Here is a 21,774-nt window from a genome sequence, read left to right as displayed (position 1 = left end):
AAACGAGCTAGGAAGTGGCAGCTAATTGCATCAAAATGGTACATGCAATAGCGCCTATCGTACCGACCACATAACCAAAAACGGCCAGTAAAACTCCAACAGTGGTTAAGGATGGATGAAATTCTGCTGCTACCACAGGTGCGCTGGCTGCTCCCCCTACGTTAGCTTGACTTCCCACAGCAAGAAAAAAGTAAGGTGCTTTGATTAATTTGGCTACTAGTATTAAAAGCCCAGCATGAATTGCCATCCATACCAAACCAACACCCAACAACCATGGGTTGTCTACCACCTGCCTGAGGTCCATCTTCATCCCTATGGTTGCGACCAAAATATAGATAAAAATACTGCCTATTCTGCTGGCACCAGTCCCTTCATATTTCTTTAATGGGGTGTAGGAACATATAATCCCTATAAGGGTGGCGATAGAAATAAGCCAAAAGAACGCACTGGTTAAGAAGCTTAAATAAATATTATTAGCAATAGCTTGATTGCTTTCTAATGACGATGAGATAAAATCAGCTCCAAAATGAGCGATTCCCACAGCTCCAAAACCAATACCCAACATCACCATAATGTCTGTAAGAGTAGCTTCCCTTTTTACGCTTTCAGAATATTCAGAGACCTTATTTTTGAGCTTTTCTATAGAACTGGAATCTGCCCCGAGCCATTTGTCAAATTTTGCACTGGATCCTATTCCTAGAAGTAATAGAGCCATCCACAAGTTAGCAACGACGATATCAACGAGAACCATTCCCCCGTATTTAGATTGATCAAATTGGTATACTTCTAACATAGCAGTTTGATTGGCGCCGCCACCTATCCAGCTTCCCGCTATGGTAGAGAGTCCTCGCCATACAGCGCCATAACCTTCTCCGCCTACGGTTTCTGGAGAAATAGTTCCGATAACTAAAATGGCTATAGGTCCTCCTAAAATAATCCCTACAGATCCTGTTAAAAACATAATCAAGGCTTTTGGCCCAAGATTGAAAACCGCTTTTAGATCAATGGAGAGTGTCATCAGTACGAGTGCGGCGGGCAACAAATATCGAGAAGCCATAAAGTATAAAGAGGAGCTTGTTTCAGTAACAGTACCATCTTCACTTAGGGTGATCCAGTCTGGTGAAATCAAGCCTGTAGAGCTTAAAATCGACGGAATCAAATAGCACATTAAAAGTGCGGGAATGAATTTATAAAAAACAGACCAGAATCCTTTTTTTTGAGATGAGGTGTAAAAAACCGCAGCTAACGAAATCATTAGTAAACCAAAAACTACAGTATCCTTAGTGATCAAAGGTGTGCTGTCTTTTACTACTTCTACTACATCTTTAAAAATCATAAGGGAAGGTGTTTAACAGCTGCAAAATACGATTTTATGTGAAGTTGAAGGGAGTCGTTTCGCTTTCATATATGCCATATGCAATGGCCCGAAAATTACAAAGGAATAATCAAAATGAAAGGAACTAAATCAGTTCTTTATAAAATTAGCTATCAGTTTTACTAATTCACTGCTCAAAGGGAAATTAGGATCTACATAGCTTTTTGAAGCCACAATTTCATCCTCTCCTACTATTTTGAAAACATGATTCATGTTTTCTATAAGTTCTAGTTGAGCATTAGGGACGGCTTCTTTCAATAAAGCAGCTTCAGAAGGGGCTACTTGTCTGTTTTTTGAGCCATTAATAAGGAGAATAGGGATGTGTAGTTTTTTAATTTCGTCAGCAGGCTGGTATTTCATCCAGGACTTCATAAAAGCTTGAATTTGTGGGCCTATGACGGTGTATAAATCTCGTTCAATAGCTTCAATAGGCTCTTTGGAGTTTTTTACTTTTTCAAAAGTTGCAGCAGCTACTTTATCCAGACCAGGGATTTCTTTTGCAATTTGTTGTACGATTAATGCATCTATGGATTGTGCAGCACCGTTGAGTGAGATAAAACCATCTACATCTTTATCCACAGCGAGCATTGCTACTAAAGAACCTTGCCCATGACCAGCGATAAAAATCTTAGAAAATCTGGAGTCTTCTTTGAAAAAAAACACACTTTTTTTGGCGTCTATTATATAATCGCTGAAAAGTGTTTTGTCACTTGGCTTGCGATTTTTCATTTGGGTTAAAATACGTTTGTCGTACCTATACGTTGCAATTCCTTTAGTAAGGAGTGAGTCAGCGAGTTGCTGGTAGGCGTTGCTTCTAGTCCGGCGTTCATTGCCATTGCGATCCATAGCACCTTGATCACCTATAATGATGATAAGAGGTACTTTTTCAAAAGTATCAGGAATAAGGAGTGTACCCTGAATATGCTCATTGATGTTTACCTCAGTGGGATCTTCGGTAGGTTGTTGTGCTTTATTTTTAGAAAAAGCATCCTGGGCGATACTTGCAAGAGGGAAAAACAATACGAGGAATAGTAACTTTTTCATTATTTGATATAGAACTAGTTAAGAGCCTTCAAATCTAGGCAATAGGTATGCTATTTTAAAATAAAGTAATTGTTTCAAGGAACTATTTACGGAAAGGGAATTAATTATAAAGCTAATAAATAGATCACTATCTTAGAATCTTGAATTCTTCTTAAGCTAGTCGTTGTGGCTATATATTTTAGCACAATGTGGCTTAAGTGTTTTTATCTTTTAGCAATCTTGTTTCCAGTTGCCCGTTGCATGGAACATTTGAAGCGACTCATTTCAGGGTCTCTTTGGGCACGATGCTTTGTAGAACGGCCCTGAACGCGTTGCCTCCACATTCTAAAGCTACTCTCTTTCATCTCGTTTCGCATGATTTTGATGACTTGACTTTCTGTAACACCAAACTGTGCCTCGATCGCGTCAAAAGGAGTGCGGTCTTCCCAACCCATCTCTACGATGCGGTCTATTGCACGTTCATCAAGATTTTTAAGAATGTCTTTTGCTTTTGCCATGACACTAAAGTCGTTCTTTTTTATAATGATTACAAGTTTCAATTAATTAAAAGGAGTTTTTATAACGGAATTAACAAATGGTTTGTTTAAATAATTCATTCCACACAGTACGTTTCGATAGAATATGTTCTAAGTAACAGGTTTCGACTATTGCTCCACCGAGTATTGAAAGGGTTAAATCACTGAATCTTTTGAGTGTAAGTTTTGAACAAATTTCATTATAACATGGAACTTATATGCCTATCAATACCGTGCAACTTGCATTTAAAGAATAACATTTATCAGTATTTCTAAAAACTGCCTACCCACATTTCTTGGTATAGGCAGGGCGTCAACCTGCTCATTACCTACTGAATCACTTTTCTAAAAGTCAAATTAATACGCAAGTCGATGTTCTTTTTTGTTTTAGCGATTTGATGTTTATAGGTGTGTTGTGTTGGACCTTTCATAAGCAGAAGGCTTCCATGCTCTAGTAAAAACTTAAATCGGCAGTCTTTACGGGTGTTGTGTTTTAAATGAAAAAAGCGTTCTTGCCCTAAACTAATGGAAGCAATGATGGGGTTTTTACCCAATTCGGCTTCATTGTCAGCATGCCAGCCATTGGAGTCTTGCCCATCTCGGTATTGATTGATCAGGCAAATATTAAAGGTGGTTCCTGCTGCTTTTTCGACATCGGTTTTGATCTGTTTTAAAGTTTCACTCCATGGTAGTGTTTTAAAAAGAATGCCGCTGTAGCTGTATGCGATATCTGGATCTCCATATAATTGGGTGAGCCTCGGCTCGTTGTGTACCTTGCCAAACAGCTGGATTTTATTTTGTCTCCATGGCGTTTCTTTTAATAACGTGGCTTTTAGATGTTCCGCTTTCGCGAAAGCGTAAAAGGCAGCCTCATAATGCACCGAAGCATCTGGGATATCTGGAAATGAGTCTGGAAATAACTTATTATGCATGCATATCAAATTATGGTGTAACTCTAGCAAGATACTAAGGCTGTCACGTATCTTGTGCACAATTAAAAATAATTTATGTATACTTCTCGCATAACCGGAATGGGTAAATATGTTCCGGAGAACGTTGTGACTAATGACGATCTTTCTAAAATTATGGATACTAATGATGCCTGGATTCAGGAACGTACAGGTATCAAAGAGCGTCGTCACATCAAAAAAGGTGACGGCAATTCTACAGCTGTTATGGGGGTTAAGGCTGCTGAAATCGCTTTGGAACGCGCTAATGTTTCCAAAGACGATATAGAATTAATTGTTTTTGCGACCCTATCACCAGATTATTATTTTCCAGGTTGTGGAGTGCAAGTGCAGGATCTAATGGGTATTCATACCTGTCCAGCACTGGATGTTAGAAATCAATGTAGTGGTTTTATCTACGCTCTTTCTGTTGCAGACCAGTTTATAAAAACGGGTATGTATAAAAATGTTTTGGTCATAGGATCTGAAAACCACAGTGGCGGACTCGATTTTACCACTCGTGGTAGAAATGTGTCGGTTATCTTTGGAGATGGAGCGGGAGCAGCGGTAGTTTCAAGATCTGAAAAAGAAGGTCATGGAATACGCTCCACACATTTACACAGTGAGGGTAAACACGCTTTGGAGTTATCCTTAAAGGGGCCTTCAACAAATCATTGGGTTCCGCAATTAATAGAGGAGAATCCACAAGAAGACATTCCCTATTATCCTTATATGAATGGACAGTTGGTGTTTAAGAATGCCGTTGTTCGTTTTTCTGAGGTCATCATGGAAGGCCTGAAAGCCAATGGTCTTGAAGTAAGTGATATCGACATGCTTGTTCCACACCAAGCTAATTTGCGTATCTCTCAATTTATTCAAAGAAAATTCCAATTGGCTGACGATAAGGTGTATAATAATATCCAGAAATACGGTAACACCACAGCGGCATCTATTCCTATTGCGCTTTGTGAAGCTTGGGAAGAAGGCAAAGTAAAAGAAGGTGACACGGTGGTTCTTGCTGCTTTTGGAAGCGGATTTACTTGGGCGAGTGCGGTGATAAAATGGTAATGCGATTTCATTCACAGGTGCGGACTTAAGTCCGCACCTGTGAATGTTATATGTCTTTGCTGTTTTTAATTTATTTCTTAAGTTTAATTGTTTGTTAAATTGCTTTTTTAATAAAAAAACGAAATTTGAAGGCAGTCTCAGTATTTAGAATTATTGGAAATTTAGTTACTAAAAAGGTTTTGTGGATTACAACAATAGGCGTGGTTAATAGGTAGTTTTTAACTTGTTATTGCTTCTACAGATTTGTTTACGCAATCCATGTTTTAAAAGAAGTGCTTGTGCGTATTCCTTCTTTTAGTTATTTCTACTATAGTTGTCATTATGGCTCATCTTTCTCATCATTTTAGTTCTGAGAAGGAGAATTAAGCTGCTGTTTTATTCACAGGTGCGGACTTAAGTCCGCACCTGTGAATGGTTGATATTGATGCCGCACCTGTGAATGGTTGATATTGATGCCGCACCTGTGAATGGTTGATATTGATGCCGCACCTGTGAATGGTTGATCTTGATGCTGCACCTGTGAATGGTTGATCTTGATGCTGTACTATGAATGGGTGGTGAATTAGGATTCTAAAACAACATCTGGATGCGGTACCTGTGAATGGGTATTGGATCAGGGTTTTAAAACATAATCTATATGTCCACTTGTGAGCGGGCAGGTATTGGATCAGGATTGTAAAACAAAATTTGGATGTGGTACCTATGAATGATTGGAAGTGATACAAAAAAAATCCCGAGCCTGAAAGCTCAGGATTTCTAGATGTTAGAAAAACACTGACCATTAATTATGAACTATACGATTCTATTCATCTATAAGGATGCTGATGTTAAAACCTAAAGGACATTCATCTGCGAATTTCTCTTTTTCATAAAAATTCAATAAACCAAATAAATCAAGAAGGCTTTATCAAGTTTTTGGTTTAAAAGACCACGATATTTGTATATTGTTGAATGCAAAGTCACGAAAAATGTCTAAAAAAACTTTAGTATTAGGAGCATCGCTTAAAGAAGAACGTTATTCTAACCTGGCGATCTATAGATTGCGCAAGTTCAATACAGATACGGTCGCAATTGGAATGCGAGAAGGAATGGTAGGCGATGTGCAAATTCACAAAGAGCTCATTCCATTTCAGGGAATCAATACGGTAACCCTTTATTTGAATTCTAAAAGGCAATCAGAGTATTACGATTACATCATAAGTCTGCGTCCAGAACGAGTCATTTTTAATCCGGGAACAGAGAACCCAGAACTTTATAAACTTTTAAAGGAGAACAATATTCAAAGCGAAGTGGCTTGTACGTTAGTCTTGTTAGAAACAAATCAATATTGACCTAATTTTGGTTGCTGAAAATGCAGGCGATGAGCAAGCCTAAAAAAGTAATAAAACCATTGAGAAGCAGTACAAAAAAACCAAATTCAAATTCGAAAAAGTAGGTGGCTGTTAAGCTGATTCCGAAAGCTAGAAAAGGGGAAAGAATTGCGATAACAGGAGTTGCGTAATGATGCACTTTTAATCGAGTCAAAATCCCAAAAGCAAATAATCCCAATAACGGACCATAGGTATACCCTGCAAATACAAATAGTTTATTGATCACACTATCGTCTTTGATCACATACTCAAAACTCACAATGACCAAGATCAATAACAAAGAAAATCCTACATGAACCAGTTTGCGCATACAATTTTGTTTCTTCTCTTCATAATTTTCTTCCAATCGTAAAATATCTACAGAGAAAGAAGTTGTTAAAGAAGTAAGTGCACTGTCTGCACTGGAATATGCTGCTGCGACTAGTCCAAGAATAAATACGAGTCCAATTCCAATTCCTAGATTGCTATCTAATGCAATAGCGGCAAACAATTTGTCTTTGGTGGCTGTTAAGTGTTCCGCTTTCGCGAAAGCGGTTAATAATACACCCAATCCTAAGAAGATCAGATTCACAAAAGTCAACACAATAGTAAACCAAAACATGTTCTTCTGAGCATCACCAAGACTGCGACAAGTGAGGTTTTTTTGCATCATATCTTGATCCAGTCCTGTCATCACTATGGCGATAAAGGCTCCAGCAAAAAATTGTTTGAAAAAATATTGACCACTTTTCCAATCGTCAAAAAAGAAAACTTGGGAGAGCTCACTATCAGTTATAAAACCTGTAATCTCGCCAATACCATTAAGATTCAAGCTGTCAGAAATATAGTAAATACTTACTCCTACGGCGATCAACATAAACAAAGTTTGTAAGGTGTCTGTCCAAACGATGGTTTTGATTCCAGACTTAAAGGTATACAACCAGATAAGGATTACGGTAAGTGTTACCGTTTGCCAAAATGCTACCCCCATATGTTCAAAAACAAATTCTTGTAATACTCCAGCAACTAAATAAAGTCTAAAACTCGCACCTACCACACGAGAAAGAATAAAGAAACTAGAACCGGTGTATTGTGCGGCACTTCCATACCTGTCGTTAAGGTAGGAGTAAATGGAAGTGAGATTCATACGGTAATAGAGGGGTAAAAGTACCGTTCCTATGACCAGATAACCCACTATGTAGCCTAATACTACCTGAAAATAATTCATTGCGCCTTCCCCAACCGCTCCCGGAACAGAGATAAAAGTTACCCCACTAAGCGACGCTCCTATCATTCCAAAGGCGACAATGAACCAAGGGGAAGAACGATTGCCTCTAAAAAAAGTAGCACTGTCGCTCGTGCGACCTACTATAAAAGATATTGCGATAAGAACAGCAAAATAACAGGCAATGGTAATTAGTATTTGGGTAGAAGTCAAAGCTCTTAATTTTTGCTGCTAAGGTAAGGAAGATGAAGATGAAGATGAAGATGAACTTGAACTTGAACTTGAATGAAAAATAAAAATAAAAGTAAGGGTGAAAGTAGGAATACAGGTAAAATACAAATCAATGAAAAACCAAAAAGATGATGATATAGTTCGAGCGATAGTCGAGATCGATCATGTTTTTATTATACCAAATGCAGGATTTTTCAAGGAGCAAATTTGAGCACGAGTTTCCCCCCAGCCTTTTTTAATATCCAAAATCTTCGCTCGAACCATAGTAGAATCCCGAAGTAAAGAAAATGCTTGATGGATCTACAGTCAAAACCTTTTTAAATAGAATCGAGTCTACAGCTATAGGACGTTTTCGACCCCTAGGCGGGCTCAGCGCGATGCTCTCGCTTCAACTAATAATAGAGGTTTGATATGGATTAGGAACTTCTCACTTGAAATTCCATGCCTTTTTAAGGCACTGGATCATAACCTTTGCCACCCCAAGGATGACAGCTGAAAATACGTTTCAGGGCGAGCCAACTGCCTTTAAAGGCTCCGTGTTTGAGAAGTGCTTCTTTAGAATATTGAGAACAAGTAGGAGAGTATCTGCAGCTAGCAAGTGTAAAGGGGGATATTACCGTTTGATAAAACTTGATCAATAACAAAAATGGATAGGCCAGTATTTTTTTCATAAATGTTGAAAAAGTTGTTTTGACGTGATGCTCTTGTACTTATTGAAATGAATCCAAGATTTTAATGATGTATTCAGCAGCATAAATTCTGCTGTCAATAAAAAATGCTTTCACCTACAGCATTCTTTTATGTAACCGAATGAATTCAGTTCGATTCTGGTATGGTTATCTTTAAAATATTGTTCTGATCTACCTATTAATGATGCTAATTGATTCAATTAATTGATTCAGGACACCTCAAATTTCTCAAAATAAATGAGAATATACTTTTATTTAATCAGCTTTTTTTCAAACTTACAGAATTCAGCAATTATTTCAGACTATAAATAGTGCCGTCAGCGCCATCCTTTAATTCGATTCCAGCGGCAGTGAGTTCGTCTCTTATTTTATCGCTGGTACTCCAGTCTTTATTAGCCCTCGCCGTCGCTCTTAAATCTATAATAAGTTTCATGGCACTGTCCAGTCCTTTTTTTATGGAGCTACTTCCTTCTTCCTTGGAGGTTTGTAACCCCAAAACGTCAAAGAAAAAGTCGTTCATGGTTTCTTGAAGTTCCTCGAGGTCGCTTGAAGTAATGCATGCATTTCCATCATGGATAGATTGAATCATTTTTACAGCATCAAAAAGCGCTGCAATAAGAATAGGCGTATTGAAATCGTCATTCATAGCCGCATAACATTTCGCTTTCCAAGAAGGGAGATCAATAGAGGAAGTTTTAGAAACAGATAGATTTTCCATTACTTTCATGGCTTCTGTAAGCCGGTTAAAACCTTTCTCGGCAGCTAGAATAGCATCATTACTAAAGTCTAAAATAGATCTATAATGCGCCTGCATCATAAAGAAACGCACCACACTAGGAGCAAAAGCTTTTTGCATGAAATCATTATCTCCTGTAAAAAGTTCTCCTGGCAAAATACTATTACCAGTGGATTTAGACATCTTCTGACCATTAAGAGTGAGCATATTGGCGTGCATCCAGTAATTCACAGGACTGTGTCCATGAGCAGCTTCTCCTTGAGCGATTTCGCATTCGTGGTGTGGGAATTTAAGATCCATGCCGCCACCGTGTATATCAAAAGTTTCTCCTAGATATTTGGAGCTCATCACTGTACATTCTAGATGCCATCCTGGAAAACCATCGCCCCAAGGACTAGGCCATCTCATGATGTGTTGTGAGCTGGCTTTTTTCCAAAGTGCAAAGTCGGCCGGATTTGCCTTGTCGCTTTGTGCAGCCAGTTCGCGAGAATTGGCCATCATGTCTTCCAGATTGCGACCGCTGAGTTTACCATAGTGATGATCTTCATTAAATCTTACGACATCAAAATAAATGGAGCCGTTCTTTTCATACGCGTATCCATTTTTTAAAATGGTTTTTATGATTTCGATTTGCTCCACAATATGTCCAGTAGCTGTAGGTTCAATACTAGGTGGAAACGCATTGAATTGACTCATGACCGTATGAAAGTCCAGTGTATATTGCTGCACCACTTCCATAGGTTCAATTTTTTCAAGTCGGGCTTTTTTAGAGATTTTATCCTCTCCTTCATCAGCATCGTCAGTGAGGTGTCCGGCATCTGTGATGTTTCGAACGTAGCGTACTTTATACCCCAAATGTTTCAAGTACCTAAATATCATGTCAAAACTGATAAACGTCCGGCAGTTTCCTAAGTGTACATTGCTGTATACTGTAGGTCCACATACGTACATTCCTATGCGTCCCTCGACAATAGAGGTAAAAACTTCCTTTTCTCCTTTTATAGAGTTGTAAATTTTAAGTTCATTTTCTTGAAATCTAGCCATGTTTTAATTTTGTACTATGCTATGCTATTGGTTTTATTTATCGGTGCTGGTATCGCTTTTGCGAAAGCGGAACACCTTACATCTCTTCTTCAAAAATAGAGTTTAAAAACTTCGTTTAGCAAACTGTCGGTTAAGATTTTGCTATTTAACAAAGATCGAGCGTAGATCTCTAGAATTTAGTTTTCATTTGCAGGTAATCGAGAAATTCTCTTTTTACAATCGGGTCCTTAAATTTTCCTCCGAATTCTCCAGTGACCGTACTGCTATCGATATCTCTGATACCACGACTGTTGACGCACAGATGTTTTGCATCGATTATACAAGCCACATCTTCTGTATTCATTACTTTTTGTAATTCCCTTACGATTTGAATAGTTAAACGTTCCTGAACTTGGGGACGCTTTGCATAATAATCTACGATGCGATTCATCTTGGAAAGTCCAACCACGCTGCCGTTAGATATATAAGCTACATGTGCTCGGCCTACTATAGGCAATAAATGGTGTTCACAAGTGGAGTAAAGCACAATGTCTTTTTCTACTAGCATTTCCTTGTACTTATACTTATTTTCAAAAGTGCTGGCACTTGGTTTTTTATTGGGACGCAAACCACCAAAAATCTCGTTAACAAACATTTTTGCCACTCGATTAGGTGTTCCTTTTAGGCTGTCGTCGGTCATATCCATTCCTAGAGTTTCTAGAATGTGATGCACATCTTTTTTTATAGATTCAATTTTATCGGCATCGCTTAATTCAAATGCATCGGAACGTAAAGGAGTTTGCTCGTTAAAAGACAAGTGATCGCTATCTTCTATGTTTTCTAGTATATCTTCAATTTTCATATAAGTGCTGCAATTAGTAAGGGGCAATTTATTTTTTCGCAAATTTACAAACTGAAAGCCATAACTGCATTGTTTTGCATGAATTACACATAAAATTGGCATAAAACGTTAAGTAAGAGTTAACAAAATTTCTCATATTTGTTATCTAGTAAAGACCTCTTTAATATCCAAAATTTAAATAATGAAAAGATCCCTTATAGTATTTGCCTTTTTCGTCTCTTATTTATCAGTGGCACAGGTGAATATAAACATGATAGGTAGCGGCCCTGCAAACCCTACAAGATATACTGGTTGTGCGACCAGCACCTTTAATGATGACGGGGGTAATATTAATTATTCTGATAATTTTAACGGCGTTGCTGTCTTTTGCCCTATAATTCCAACAGATCGCATGATTCTAGATTTTGTTGTTATGGATGTGGCGGTCAACGATGTGCTCACTATTTATGATGGGGACACTACAGCCGCACCTTTGTTAGCGACCATTACAAATACTGCTGTTCCTCCAGGAGCTTTTCAGGCAAGTGCAGGAAATCCTACTGGATGTCTTACCGTACAGTTTATTTCTAATGGATCTGGAAATGCTGCCGGATGGAGAGCGGCAAGACGTTGTTTTGATCCATGCCAGACGATCACTACCAATATTACTACTACACCACCAATTGATGTAGATGGTATTTTAAGAGTTTGTCAAGGTGATATCGTCACTTTTGACGGCCAGGCTACTTTTGGAACTGACGGCACCGGAGCTACATATGAATGGGACCTTGCTAATGGAGCAGGATTTAATTCTGGCCAAATACAAAGTGAAACTTATACAGCGACAGGTATCTATCAGACTAAATTTAAAGTTACGGATGCCTTAGGTTGTTCTGACAGGCAGGAAATAGATCTTGTAGTACAAGTGTCTTCAGATCCTGATTTTACTGGTACTATGGCAGCTGATACGCAGCTGTGTTTTGGGGAATCAACCATACTAACAGGGGTTGCGACAACTCAAGAATTTTTAATTCCAGTGTCTCCACCTGTAACCGGTCAAACTTTTTTACCTGATGGTTCTGGTGTGAGTTATACCACCTGTATTGATGTAGACCTATTTGCTCCAGGAACTGTCATAACCAGCGCAACTGATATCGTAAATATTTTTTTAAATATGGAGCATTCTTATTTAGGAGATTTACAAATCACTGTATCTGCCCCTAATGGATCTGAAGTAGATTTACATCAGTACTCTAGTGGGGGCAGTACTTTTCTAGGTATCCCTATAGATGATGATGCTAACAGGAATCCAGGTACGGGGTTTGATTATGTGTTTACGGAGACTGCTGCTCAAACATGGTCTCAAATTCAAGGTTCCGTTACAACTATTCCAGCGGGAGACTATTTGCCTGTAGATCCTTACAGTACATTTATAGGTTCTTCTATAAATGGGCAATGGTGCATTACCATAACCGATAATTTACAATCTGATAATGGATATATCTTTTTTTGGGGATTGAATTTTAATCCAGCAATCATTCCTTCAGAGCTGTCTTTTACGCCAGTAATTGTTACTGAATCATGGCAGCCGAGCCCAGATATTGTAAGCACAGTTGGTAATACAGTGACCATAACTCCAGCTATTTCAGGACAAAATTGCTATACCTATGAAATGATTGATAATCACGGATGTACTTATACAGAACAAGTGTGTATAGATGTGGCACCAGAAATATTAGCCGGAGCTCCCGACGATATCATCGTTTGTAATACCACTGGTAACACAACTGTAGACTTAACTCAGAATGATGCTGTAATTTTAAACGGGCTTCCTGCTGGAGATCATGTGGTCACTTACCACACTTCACAAACAGATGCTGAAAATGCAGTAGGAGCAATAGGTAACCCAACGGCCTACCCAATAAGTATGCCGCCGATGACTGTTTTTTCTGCTATTACCAATACCACGTCAAATTGTATATTGGTAAATAGTTTTGTAGTTGATGTGATCGACTTTAGTACGTTTGTTATTCCTGATTTTGAGCAGTGCGGCCCTATAGTAAACTTTAATCTTGATGCCTATGTATCATCGGCTCTAAGTGGTAGTGGCGGTTCTGGTGGTTCGAATTTTACGATTACTTACTACACTAGTTTATTGGACGCCCAAAACGAGACCAACCCTATTGTAAACCCAACTTCCTTTGATCTTGCAGTGGGTACAGTTACTATTTATGTGAGAATAGTAAGTACAGCAGATCCTAGTTGTAGTTCTATCAATCCATTTTCACTTACTGCAGCACCTATTCCCACAGCAAATACACCTATGGATATGCTGACTTGTGATGATTTAAGCAATGATGGTACAGAGGTGTTTGTGTTGAGTGATCAAAATGCAGCTATCTTAAACGGACAGACTGCTACAGTGACATACCACCTTACTCAGCTAGACGCCATTAACGGCGCTGCGCCATTAAACACAGCCGGATATACCAATACAGCTAGTCCACAAACTATTTATGCACGTGTTACCGATAACACTGGTTTAATGTGTTCTTCCACCACTATGTTTGATCTTGTTGTGGAACGAACAGCTATCTTTAATACAGCAAATGATATGGTGGTTTGTGACGATATAAGTAATGACGGGTTTGAAGTATTTGATCTTACTTCTCAAAACCCATCTGTATTAGGCGCCCAATTATCTGTTGATAATACTATTACTTTTTATAACTCTTTAACAGACGCAGATGCTGGTAGTAACCCAATTGTAAATCCTACAACTTATACCAATACTACAACAGGTACGCAAACTGTATTTGTAAGAATTGAAAATAGTACTGCAACAGATTGTTATGATACGGGCTCGTTTGATCTCATCATCAACGCTACTCCTATTGCAAATACAGTTGACGAAGTGATCGTTTGTGACGATCCTAGTAATGATGAGGAAGATGTATTTACTTTTAGTAGCTACTCTTCTCAAATTCTACTCGCACAAGATCCTTTGTTATATGCTGTTTCTTACCATGACTCTCAAGCAAATGCAGATGCTGGTACTAACCCTTTGGACACTAATAGCTATACAAACACTTCAAATCCGCAGACCATTTATGTGCGAATTGAAAATGTGAATAACATCAGTTGTTTTAATACAACGACTTTTGACTTAACCATTAATGATTCTCCGGGGATAACAACTGCTCCTGATCTTACTTTATGTGACGATCCAAGTGGAGATGGCACAGAATCATTTGATTTGACTCAAAATGACACGATTATTTTAAATGGACTGGATCCAGCCGATTATACTGTCGTGTATAGCAATGCAACAGGTGTGATTACATCTCCTTACTCCAATACTTCAAGTCCAGAAAGCATTAGCGTAAGTGTTCAAAATAATACAACCAACTGTTCTGATACAACTACTTTTGATTTGATTGTAAGTCCAGTTCCTTCATCCGTTCCATCATTTACTATTGAAGAATGTGATGAAGATGGTGATGGCGTTGCTACGTTTAGCTTTGTAGATGCCAATGCACAAGTTATAAATGGGCAAACAGGAACGACAGTTAGCTACTATGAAACGCCATCAGATGCACTTTTTGGCGCCAACCCGTTGGATACCAACAGCTATGATAACACTAGTGCTCCTCAAACTATTTATTATAGACTAGAGTTTACAAGCTCGGGGTGTTTCACTACAGGAGACTTTGTAATTCAACCAGTAGAAGCACCTATAGCAGTTTCTCCCTCTCCTTTAGAAGCTTGTGACGACGGTTCTGGTAATGCCACCGTAGATGTTAGTCTTGCTGATGCGCAGGTTACCACTGGTCAAGCAGGATCAACAGTTGTATATTATTTAAATCAGACAGATGCAGATAGTCAAGTGAATGGCATTACAAGCGATTTTACCTATTCCTCAAACACTACTTTAATTGTAAGAGTAGATGACGATAATACCAGCTGTTTTAGTTTGACAACTTTAGATCTGGTGTTTAATACGTTACCAACACCTTCTTTGTTAGATCAATACATTTTATGTCTAGATGAAAACAATAACCTTGTAAATGGCCCAGTAACTCTAGATACAGGTCTTAATGATACGGAGTATTCTTATGAATGGACCTTAAATGGATCTTTACTACCTGTTTCAACCGCTTCTATAGACGTTGCAGAAGGCGGGGATTATGAAGTTACGGCAACTAGAATTGCTACAGGTTGTTCCAATTCTATAACGACCAATGTGAGAGTCTCCAGCGTGCCAGAAGTATATGATATAGACATTACTACAGATCCTTTTGATAAGGATCATCAAGTAATTGTTAGGGCGCAAGGACCAGATCAGTATTGGTACCGTTTAGATGATGGACCTTATGTGAATAACGGAACCTTTAACAATGTGACCCCTGGTGCTCATACGGTTACTATTGCAGAGAGAAGTGGTTGTGGAGAGATTGTTGTAGATATATTTGTTTTTGGATACCCGGATTATTTTACACCTAATGCAGATGGTATTCATGATACTTGGAACATTATAGGCGGTGATCGTTTGCCGGGAACCACACTTTATATTTTTGACCGTTATGGAAAACTCATTAAGCAACTCGACGTTGATGGGCCTGGATGGGATGGAACTTATAATGGACAGGCCTTACCTAGCAGTGACTATTGGTTCAGAATAGAATATGCTTTTGATGGTCAGCAGAGAGAAGCAACAGGCCATTTTGCAATGAAGCGGTAAACAGCCATTTATAGTACATATAAGTAAAAGCACATCTTGATCGATGTGCTTTTTATTTATAAGATAAAATGGATGGGTTTGCTTTGCTATTTGTTTAAAGTGCGTTGTATAAGTTGTTTCATATCAATAATATGACGGTCGCTGTACAATATTTTACGGCCTTATTAATATAAGAAAAGCATACGCGTTACCATATCTTGGTATGTGATGGTGTACACTTTGCTTGAAGCTTAGGGATCTCTTTTTTTTGAAAAAGCCAGGATTGCAATCTATTCTTTTAACTATTAGTAACACGATCCTATAAAAAAGCACCTACATAAGTAAGTGCTTTGTTGTGGTTTCGCTTTCGCGAAAGCGAAATAAACACTAATTAGAAGTGTATTTTGAGATGTAAAAAGTTAGTTAGAGGTTAAAGCCTAAAGTAAAAACAATGTTGTCCATCTCGTTAAAAACTCCTGCTGAGGTAGTGAGACCAGTATCAAAAAATTGTTGTGAATAATTTCTTTCCGAATGATCGTAAGAGATGTCTAAAATGGTTTTACCCCAAGTATAGCCAAACCCCAAACTGTAAGCCGTTAGGTTATCCATGATGTTTTTATTAGCGTAAGGAGATTCTTCCATTCGGTAACCCGCCCTAAGCGTCCAGTTTTGAACACGGTATTCTCCACCTAATCTGATACTGGCAGCTCGTTCTAAACTTTCATTTATGATTTGATTGTTAGTTCTAAAAAGATCATTGTTATCAGGGCTGAATCGCAGCTGACTGTAATCTCTAGACGTATAATCCAGACTTAACAATCCGCTTTTACCAAAGATATAAGCGATGCTACCAGTTACACTTCCCGGAGATCTTAATTGATAAGGAGCAAATATGTTAAGAACATTAGGTCGTACTCTTGCAACTTCCGAACTGTTAGATCCTCGTGTAATGATTTCCTGAATTTGGGACTCTTCAATTGTATACCAAGTAGGCGATTCATATGTGGCGCCTATTCTCAAATTTTCAGTAAGTTTTCCTATGAGTCCCAACTGTAAAGAGAAGCCGTTAGCTTCTGTAAATAGAGTGTTGTCAAATCTTACATCGGTTATACTAGCATCTGCATTGGAATTGTTTTCCTCTAGACTTGTGAATCGCTCCATACTGATCACATGCGAATTCAAATTGATTCCTAAACTCCACTTTTTATGGAGTTCTAAAGCACCGTTAAAATTTAATTTACTGCTATAACCAGAAGTTTGAACAAAATAATCCTGATTAAAACTCCCAGTACCCGTATTGCTAAGGTAATTGGTGTTAGTAAGGTCGCTATCATCAGTAGAATCGAGAAGAAAAGATTCATAACCTAAAAAGCCTTGCTGTGCCCCAAAACCAAAATCTTGCCCTAAAAACTGATAGAGATCACTTACGGTTTCGCCTTCCCCTGTCCTTACGATAAAATTATCTAATGCTATTCCATTAGCATTGTTTAAAAAGTACTGGGCTATAGAAATAGGACTGGTTCCTCTGGCGTTTACAGAATTATCAAAATTTCTTATCAAGTCGTAGTTCAAACTCAATGCAAACTTAGAAACGCTTCTATTTTCAGGGCCTTCAAATACTAAAACACCTCCAGCCTGATTGATATTAATATCAGAATTTTCTGTTATGGTGTTTGTTCCAAAATAATTAGAAGTGTTATCACTACTTAGGATTCCTAGGGAAACAGCGGCATAGTTGTTAGCAAAGACTACAGAACTAGCAGGGTTTGATCCTATAGCGCTTAAATCACCTCCTAAGGCTCCAAAAGCACCGCTAAGTCCTCTATAACGAGCTGTTCCTTTTAGATCTTGTCCAGAGTAAAGCAATCCGTCACTAACGGTTTGTGCGTTACTGAAAAGCGCGCTAGCAAATAGCGCGCTTAAAATTAAAATATTTTTCATTTTCAAAGTTTATGATTAACTATTAACTATTAACCTCTTCCACCTGAGGACCTGCCTGATGATCTTGATCCAGAACTAGACCTCGTGGTTCCAGAGGATCTAGATGATGAAGAACCAGACGACCTCATCGTGCCGGACGACCTAGAAGGTGATGACTCAGATGACCTTATGGTGCCGGATCTATTATTTCTTGTAGATCTTGAGTCTCTCGCGTTTGAAGAAGACCTACGTGTTGTAGTGCTTCTTGTAGTTCTCACTCTCGAAGAACTTCTTTCATTGGTAGCTCTTGTACTTCTACCAAGTCTTGTCGTGGTTGAAGAGGATCTCCCGTTAGTCGCATCTGTTCTTCCATAGTAAGAACCTCTTGAATTATTTACAGACCTTCCTCTTGTATTGTAATTAAGAGCTTGTCCTCTTGAACTTCTTCCTGTATTCTGATAGGCATAGCCATTAATATTATTTCGGCCGTAGTTTCTGTAAAACTGGTTGCCGTAGTAAGCATTCCACCCCCAATTGTTCCATCCAAATCCATTGCCGTAAAAACCATTGTTCCATCCAAAACCAGAGTTCCAGGCCCAGTTATTCCATCCAAATCCAGGATGCCACCCCCAACGGTTCCATCCAAAGCCCGGATTCCATCCCCAGTTGTTCCATCCCCAGTTGTTCCATCCAAAACCATTATCATAGTAATTGACGATGACTTGACTAGGATTGGTGCCCCAACCAGCTTCTCCACCGCCATAACTAGCCGTGTAATCTGGATCGGATTCGTCATAACTGTTATTAGAGTAAGACTCTACGTCTGTAAATACACTGTCGGCTGCAAAGTTATTTCCGTGGCTTTCTGCTCCCTGTCGAAAAAGAGACTCATAGTACGAGGAAGAATTTTCTGGGTAGTCAGGTGGTGTCTGAATTTCTTCGGTTTGGTATTTTTCTTGGTCATCGCCATAGATGCCGTCATTGTATGAAATGCTTTGATAAGAACCGCAAGAAACAATTGTTATAAGGATTATAGCTAGTGCTGTTATTTTATAATAAGCAGGCATTTCAAAGTTTATATTTTTCATGACGTATTTATTTGATAGCATTTGATAAAAATAAGTAGTTTTGTCAAGCAATAAAAGCATTTAACAAACTTCTAATATCAGGGGCAAGTTTTATGCCAAACACATAATTATGGGCAAAAACCTTACAAGTAGAAGTGATGATTACTCTAAATGGTACAATGAACTCGTTGTACAAGCAGATCTAGCAGAAAATAGTGCCGTACGCGGCTGTATGGTTATAAAGCCTTATGGATATGCCATTTGGGAGAAAATGCAGGCAGAGTTAGATCGCATGTTTAAGGAAACTGGGCATCAAAACGCCTATTTTCCATTATTAGTTCCTAAAAGTCTCTTTGAAGCTGAAGAAAAGAATGCTGAGGGATTTGCTAAAGAATGTGCTGTTGTAACTCATTACAGGTTACAAAACGATCCAGATAATCCAGGGAAACTGCGCGTAGATCCTAATGCAAAATTAGAAGAAGAACTTGTGGTACGTCCTACAAGTGAAGCAATAATATGGAATACTTATAAAGGTTGGATTCAATCTTATAGGGATTTACCACTATTAATTAATCAATGGGCCAACGTGGTAAGATGGGAGATGAGGACAAGACTTTTTTTACGTACTGCAGAGTTTTTGTGGCAAGAGGGTCATACTGCTCACGCAACAAAGAAAGAAGCTCTAGTAGAGGCAGAACAAATGAATGATATCTATGCAGACTTTGCTGAGAACTTTATGGCGATTCCTGTGATTAAGGGATTGAAAACAGAGAGTGAGCGATTTGCTGGGGCAGAGGAGACCTATTGTATTGAAGCATTAATGCAAGATGGAAAAGCATTGCAGGCCGGGACCAGTCACTTTTTAGGACAGAATTTTGCAAAAGCTTTTGATGTAAAATTTACTACAAAAGAAGGAAAACAAGAATATGTGTGGGCAACTTCTTGGGGGGTTTCTACACGTCTTATGGGAGCATTAATTATGACCCATAGTGATGATCAAGGCTTGGTGTTACCTCCTAATCTCGCTCCTAATCAAGTGGTGATTGTTCCTATTTTCATGACTCAAGAGCAACTAGAAGCCATATCAGAAGTAGTTAACGACATCATCAAGGAATTACGAGCCGTAGGGGTGTCTGTAAAATTTGATTCCAGAGACACGCTAAGGCCAGGGGCAAAGTTTGCTCAACATGAATTACAAGGAGTTCCTTTAAGAATCGCTATCGGTGCCAGAGATCTAGAAAACGGGACGGTAGAACTTGCGCGTCGAGACACTCTTTCTAAAGAAACAACTTCTATAAATGGAATAGCAGATAAAGTGAAAAACCTATTGGAAGAGATCCAAAAATCGCTTCACAATAAGGCCACGAACTATAGAAATACGCACATAACTGAAGTAAACAGTTTTGATGAATTTAAAGAAGTTTTAAATACTAAAGGTGGCTTCCTTTCTGCTCACTGGGATGGAACGCCAGAGACAGAAGACAAAATAAAAGAACTCACCAAGGCTAGTATTAGATGTATACCTATGAATGCCAAGGTAGAAGAAGGAAGGTGTGTTCTAACCGGCGAGAATTCCAACAAGAGGGTATTGTTTGCTAAGGCTTATTAATTTTTTAAATATTTTTTCTATTCTTTGTTGTAGAATTAAAAAAAGTGTCTATTTTTGCAACCGCTTAAACGAGCAAATATAATGGCCCGTTCGTCTATCGGCTAGGACGCATGGTTTTCATCCATGTAAGAGGGGTTCGATTCCCCTACGGGCTACAATTTAAATCGATCTATAATTGGGTCAAGTTTTATAAGATATGGCAAATCACAAAAGTGCTTTAAAGAGAATACGTAGAAACGAAGTTGCAAGGATTAGAAATAAATACCAGCACAAAACTACGCGTAATGCAATCAAAAAATTAAAAGAAACAGAAGACAAGTCTGCAGCTGAAAAGCTTCTTGTTGATGTATACTCAATGATTGACAAGCTTGCTAAGAAAAATGTTATCCACTGGAACAAAGCAGGAAATTTAAAATCTAAATTAACCAAGCATGTAAATGCAATGGCATAATTAAGAAAATTAAAGATTTTAAAAGCCTTTCAGTTTACTGAAAGGCTTTTTTATGCTTGCTATTTTGAAAGCATTGGAGGTGTGTTCTGCTTTCGCGAAAGCAGAAAAAATAAAAGCTCCTAGAAAACTAAGAGCTTTAAAATTTTAAAGGGACCTACTATCTTAAACGGATACCAAAGGACAGGTACTTCTCTTGTAAAGGCGAGTCTTTAAATATATCGTTAAGACCATAAGTGGCAAATAATTGAAAATTATCCCAACCCACATAAGTGCTTAGACCGTAAAGGAAATGATTCACTTCATAATCATTTGTTACCGTTTGAGTAACGCCTCGACCTTCCCTATCAAATTTAAGAGCTTGTGAAGAGATAGATACCAGTCCTATGTAAGCACCTACTCCAAAAACAAACGCGTCATCATCATAGTATCGTTTTACTCCATCTTTGTAGGTTTGTAGTTCCCTGCATCCAAACTCTACATGCAAAGGCGCGACGATGCTTATTTGAGTGAAGTAGGAGCGGTCTACAGCAAATCCTATAGGTTCTAAACGGGTGACATTTTCGTTGGTAAAGAAGGCTTTATTATCGTTAATATGTAGGGTATTGGTGCGCAGCCCTAGACCGTAGTTTATCCTCATATTATCTTTTTCACGATCTAATCTAGTGGTGAACTCTAATCCAATTTCAAACATGCCAGAGCCCCAAAATCTATAAGCATCACCTATACCGTTGCCATCTCCTAAAGCTTGATTAAATCCAGCAGCCAGAACTAAGTTTGTGGTCGTTCTAACCAACTCTTTATCTCTGCGATTTTGATCAAAAATATCCAAAAAATCAACTGGTGCTTTGTACAGTTCTTCTGTTTTTTCGGTTTCTTGAGCAAAACTCAAAGAACAAGCTAATACTGCCAACAAATGAATTAGTGTTTTCATAATTTTTATTTTAAAAATACCACTCCGGCTTAT

The 21,774-nt window shown here is 38.4% G+C and carries 16 protein-coding genes and 1 tRNA gene; 6 read left to right on the top strand and 11 right to left on the bottom strand.

Features of this window, described 5'->3' with window-relative positions; all coding sequences use genetic code 11:
- Window positions 1-7 precede the first annotated feature (7 nt).
- The 4 genes from KG732_RS01605 to KG732_RS01590 form a co-directional block, all read right to left on the bottom strand.
- Complete coding sequence (locus KG732_RS01605) at window positions 8-1,336, bottom strand: DUF819 family protein (RefSeq protein WP_213520566.1); 1,329 nt, start codon at window positions 1,334-1,336, stop codon at window positions 8-10.
- A 129-nt stretch (window positions 1,337-1,465) separates the two neighbouring features.
- Window positions 1,466-2,419, bottom strand: coding sequence for an alpha/beta hydrolase (locus KG732_RS01600; protein ID WP_213520564.1), 954 nt, complete (start codon window positions 2,417-2,419; stop codon window positions 1,466-1,468).
- Window positions 2,420-2,622: 203 nt separating this feature from the next.
- Window positions 2,623-2,916: a TIGR03643 family protein gene (locus KG732_RS01595; protein ID WP_101012261.1), complete on the bottom strand. Its 294-nt coding sequence runs from the start codon at window positions 2,914-2,916 to the stop codon at window positions 2,623-2,625.
- Between the two features lie 347 nt (window positions 2,917-3,263).
- Window positions 3,264-3,866, bottom strand: coding sequence for an alpha-ketoglutarate-dependent dioxygenase AlkB (locus KG732_RS01590; protein WP_213520562.1), 603 nt, complete (start codon window positions 3,864-3,866; stop codon window positions 3,264-3,266).
- A gap of 75 nt (window positions 3,867-3,941) precedes the next feature.
- On the opposite strand from KG732_RS01590, the gene KG732_RS01585 reads away from it, so the two are divergent.
- Both KG732_RS01585 and KG732_RS01580 read left to right on the top strand, forming a co-directional pair.
- Window positions 3,942-4,949 carry a 3-oxoacyl-ACP synthase III family protein gene (locus tag KG732_RS01585; RefSeq protein WP_213520560.1) on the top strand — a complete coding sequence of 336 codons (1,008 nt, stop codon included), beginning with the start codon at window positions 3,942-3,944 and terminating at the stop codon, window positions 4,947-4,949.
- Between the two features lie 968 nt (window positions 4,950-5,917).
- A complete protein-coding gene (locus tag KG732_RS01580) occupies window positions 5,918-6,280 on the top strand; it encodes a CoA-binding protein (RefSeq protein ID WP_213520558.1) in 363 nt (120 codons plus the stop codon).
- Between the two features lies 1 nt (window position 6,281).
- Here KG732_RS01580 and KG732_RS01575 read toward each other — a convergent pair whose 3' ends face one another.
- The 4 genes from KG732_RS01575 to folE form a co-directional block, all read right to left on the bottom strand.
- On the bottom strand, window positions 6,282-7,736 hold the full coding sequence (locus KG732_RS01575; protein ID WP_213520556.1) for a sodium:solute symporter: 1,455 nt from the start codon (window positions 7,734-7,736) through the stop codon (window positions 6,282-6,284).
- Between the two features lie 467 nt (window positions 7,737-8,203).
- Window positions 8,204-8,425, bottom strand: a complete 222-nt coding sequence (yidD, locus tag KG732_RS01570; RefSeq protein WP_213520554.1) for a membrane protein insertion efficiency factor YidD — start codon at window positions 8,423-8,425, stop codon at window positions 8,204-8,206.
- Between the two features lie 310 nt (window positions 8,426-8,735).
- Window positions 8,736-10,223, bottom strand: a complete 1,488-nt coding sequence (gene cysS / locus KG732_RS01565; protein WP_213520551.1) for a cysteine--tRNA ligase — start codon at window positions 10,221-10,223, stop codon at window positions 8,736-8,738.
- Window positions 10,224-10,392: 169 nt separating this feature from the next.
- Window positions 10,393-11,064 carry a GTP cyclohydrolase I FolE gene (folE, locus tag KG732_RS01560; protein ID WP_213520550.1) on the bottom strand — a complete coding sequence of 224 codons (672 nt, stop codon included), beginning with the start codon at window positions 11,062-11,064 and terminating at the stop codon, window positions 10,393-10,395.
- Window positions 11,065-11,245: 181 nt separating this feature from the next.
- Here folE and KG732_RS01555 point away from each other — a divergent pair, with 181 nt between their 5' ends.
- Entirely contained in the window at window positions 11,246-15,784 is a 4,539-nt protein-coding gene (locus KG732_RS01555) for a T9SS type B sorting domain-containing protein (protein WP_300980268.1), read from the top strand.
- Window positions 15,785-16,186: 402 nt separating this feature from the next.
- Here KG732_RS01555 and KG732_RS01550 read toward each other — a convergent pair whose 3' ends face one another.
- Both KG732_RS01550 and KG732_RS01545 read right to left on the bottom strand, forming a co-directional pair.
- A complete protein-coding gene (locus KG732_RS01550; protein ID WP_213520548.1) occupies window positions 16,187-17,704 on the bottom strand; it encodes an OmpP1/FadL family transporter in 1,518 nt (505 codons plus the stop codon).
- 29 nt (window positions 17,705-17,733) lie between these two features.
- Window positions 17,734-18,771: a hypothetical protein gene (locus KG732_RS01545; RefSeq protein WP_213520546.1), complete on the bottom strand. Its 1,038-nt coding sequence runs from the start codon at window positions 18,769-18,771 to the stop codon at window positions 17,734-17,736.
- Window positions 18,772-18,880: 109 nt separating this feature from the next.
- Between KG732_RS01545 and proS the strand changes: the two genes are divergently transcribed.
- The 3 genes from proS (at window position 18,881) to rpsT (ending at window position 20,810) form a co-directional block, all read left to right on the top strand.
- Window positions 18,881-20,359 carry a proline--tRNA ligase gene (proS, locus tag KG732_RS01540; protein ID WP_213520544.1) on the top strand — a complete coding sequence of 493 codons (1,479 nt, stop codon included), beginning with the start codon at window positions 18,881-18,883 and terminating at the stop codon, window positions 20,357-20,359.
- Window positions 20,360-20,442: 83 nt separating this feature from the next.
- A tRNA-Glu gene (locus KG732_RS01535) sits at window positions 20,443-20,514 on the top strand.
- Window positions 20,515-20,555: 41 nt separating this feature from the next.
- Window positions 20,556-20,810 (top strand): 30S ribosomal protein S20, encoded by a 255-nt coding sequence (rpsT, locus tag KG732_RS01530; RefSeq protein WP_213520542.1) that lies wholly within the window; start codon window positions 20,556-20,558, stop codon window positions 20,808-20,810.
- A 157-nt stretch (window positions 20,811-20,967) separates the two neighbouring features.
- On the opposite strand, the gene KG732_RS01525 is transcribed toward rpsT, so the two are convergent.
- Window positions 20,968-21,741, bottom strand: coding sequence for a hypothetical protein (locus tag KG732_RS01525; RefSeq protein WP_213520540.1), 774 nt, complete (start codon window positions 21,739-21,741; stop codon window positions 20,968-20,970).
- Window positions 21,742-21,774 lie beyond the last annotated feature (33 nt).

It is taken from the genome of Nonlabens sp. (assembly GCF_018401815.1).
In the GTDB taxonomy this organism is placed as follows: domain Bacteria; phylum Bacteroidota; class Bacteroidia; order Flavobacteriales; family Flavobacteriaceae; genus Nonlabens.
The sequence above is the reverse complement of the archived record's forward strand: the minus strand, read 5'-3'. Positions and strand labels throughout refer to the sequence as shown.

Excerpts from the sequence above, each read along its gene's own strand:
- KG732_RS01600 (WP_213520564.1), bottom strand. The coding sequence starts at position 2,419 with ATGAAAAAGTTACTATTCCTCGTATTGTTTTTCCCTCTTGCAAGTATC.
- KG732_RS01580 (WP_213520558.1), top strand. The coding sequence starts at position 5,918 with ATGTCTAAAAAAACTTTAGTATTAGGAGCATCGCTTAAAGAAGAACGT.
- KG732_RS01585 (WP_213520560.1), top strand. The coding sequence starts at position 3,942 with ATGTATACTTCTCGCATAACCGGAATGGGTAAATATGTTCCGGAGAAC.
- rpsT (WP_213520542.1), top strand. The coding sequence starts at position 20,556 with ATGGCAAATCACAAAAGTGCTTTAAAGAGAATACGTAGAAACGAAGTT.
- folE (WP_213520550.1), bottom strand. The coding sequence starts at position 11,064 with ATGAAAATTGAAGATATACTAGAAAACATAGAAGATAGCGATCACTTG.
- KG732_RS01555 (WP_300980268.1), top strand. The coding sequence starts at position 11,246 with ATGAAAAGATCCCTTATAGTATTTGCCTTTTTCGTCTCTTATTTATCA.
- proS (WP_213520544.1), top strand. The coding sequence starts at position 18,881 with ATGGGCAAAAACCTTACAAGTAGAAGTGATGATTACTCTAAATGGTAC.
- KG732_RS01595 (WP_101012261.1), bottom strand. The coding sequence starts at position 2,916 with ATGGCAAAAGCAAAAGACATTCTTAAAAATCTTGATGAACGTGCAATA.
- KG732_RS01590 (WP_213520562.1), bottom strand. The coding sequence starts at position 3,866 with ATGCATAATAAGTTATTTCCAGACTCATTTCCAGATATCCCAGATGCT.
- yidD (WP_213520554.1), bottom strand. The coding sequence starts at position 8,425 with ATGAAAAAAATACTGGCCTATCCATTTTTGTTATTGATCAAGTTTTAT.
- KG732_RS01525 (WP_213520540.1), bottom strand. The coding sequence starts at position 21,741 with ATGAAAACACTAATTCATTTGTTGGCAGTATTAGCTTGTTCTTTGAGT.
- KG732_RS01550 (WP_213520548.1), bottom strand. The coding sequence starts at position 17,704 with ATGAAAAATATTTTAATTTTAAGCGCGCTATTTGCTAGCGCGCTTTTC.
- cysS (WP_213520551.1), bottom strand. The coding sequence starts at position 10,223 with ATGGCTAGATTTCAAGAAAATGAACTTAAAATTTACAACTCTATAAAA.
- KG732_RS01605 (WP_213520566.1), bottom strand. The coding sequence starts at position 1,336 with ATGATTTTTAAAGATGTAGTAGAAGTAGTAAAAGACAGCACACCTTTG.
- KG732_RS01545 (WP_213520546.1), bottom strand. The coding sequence starts at position 18,771 with ATGAAAAATATAAACTTTGAAATGCCTGCTTATTATAAAATAACAGCA.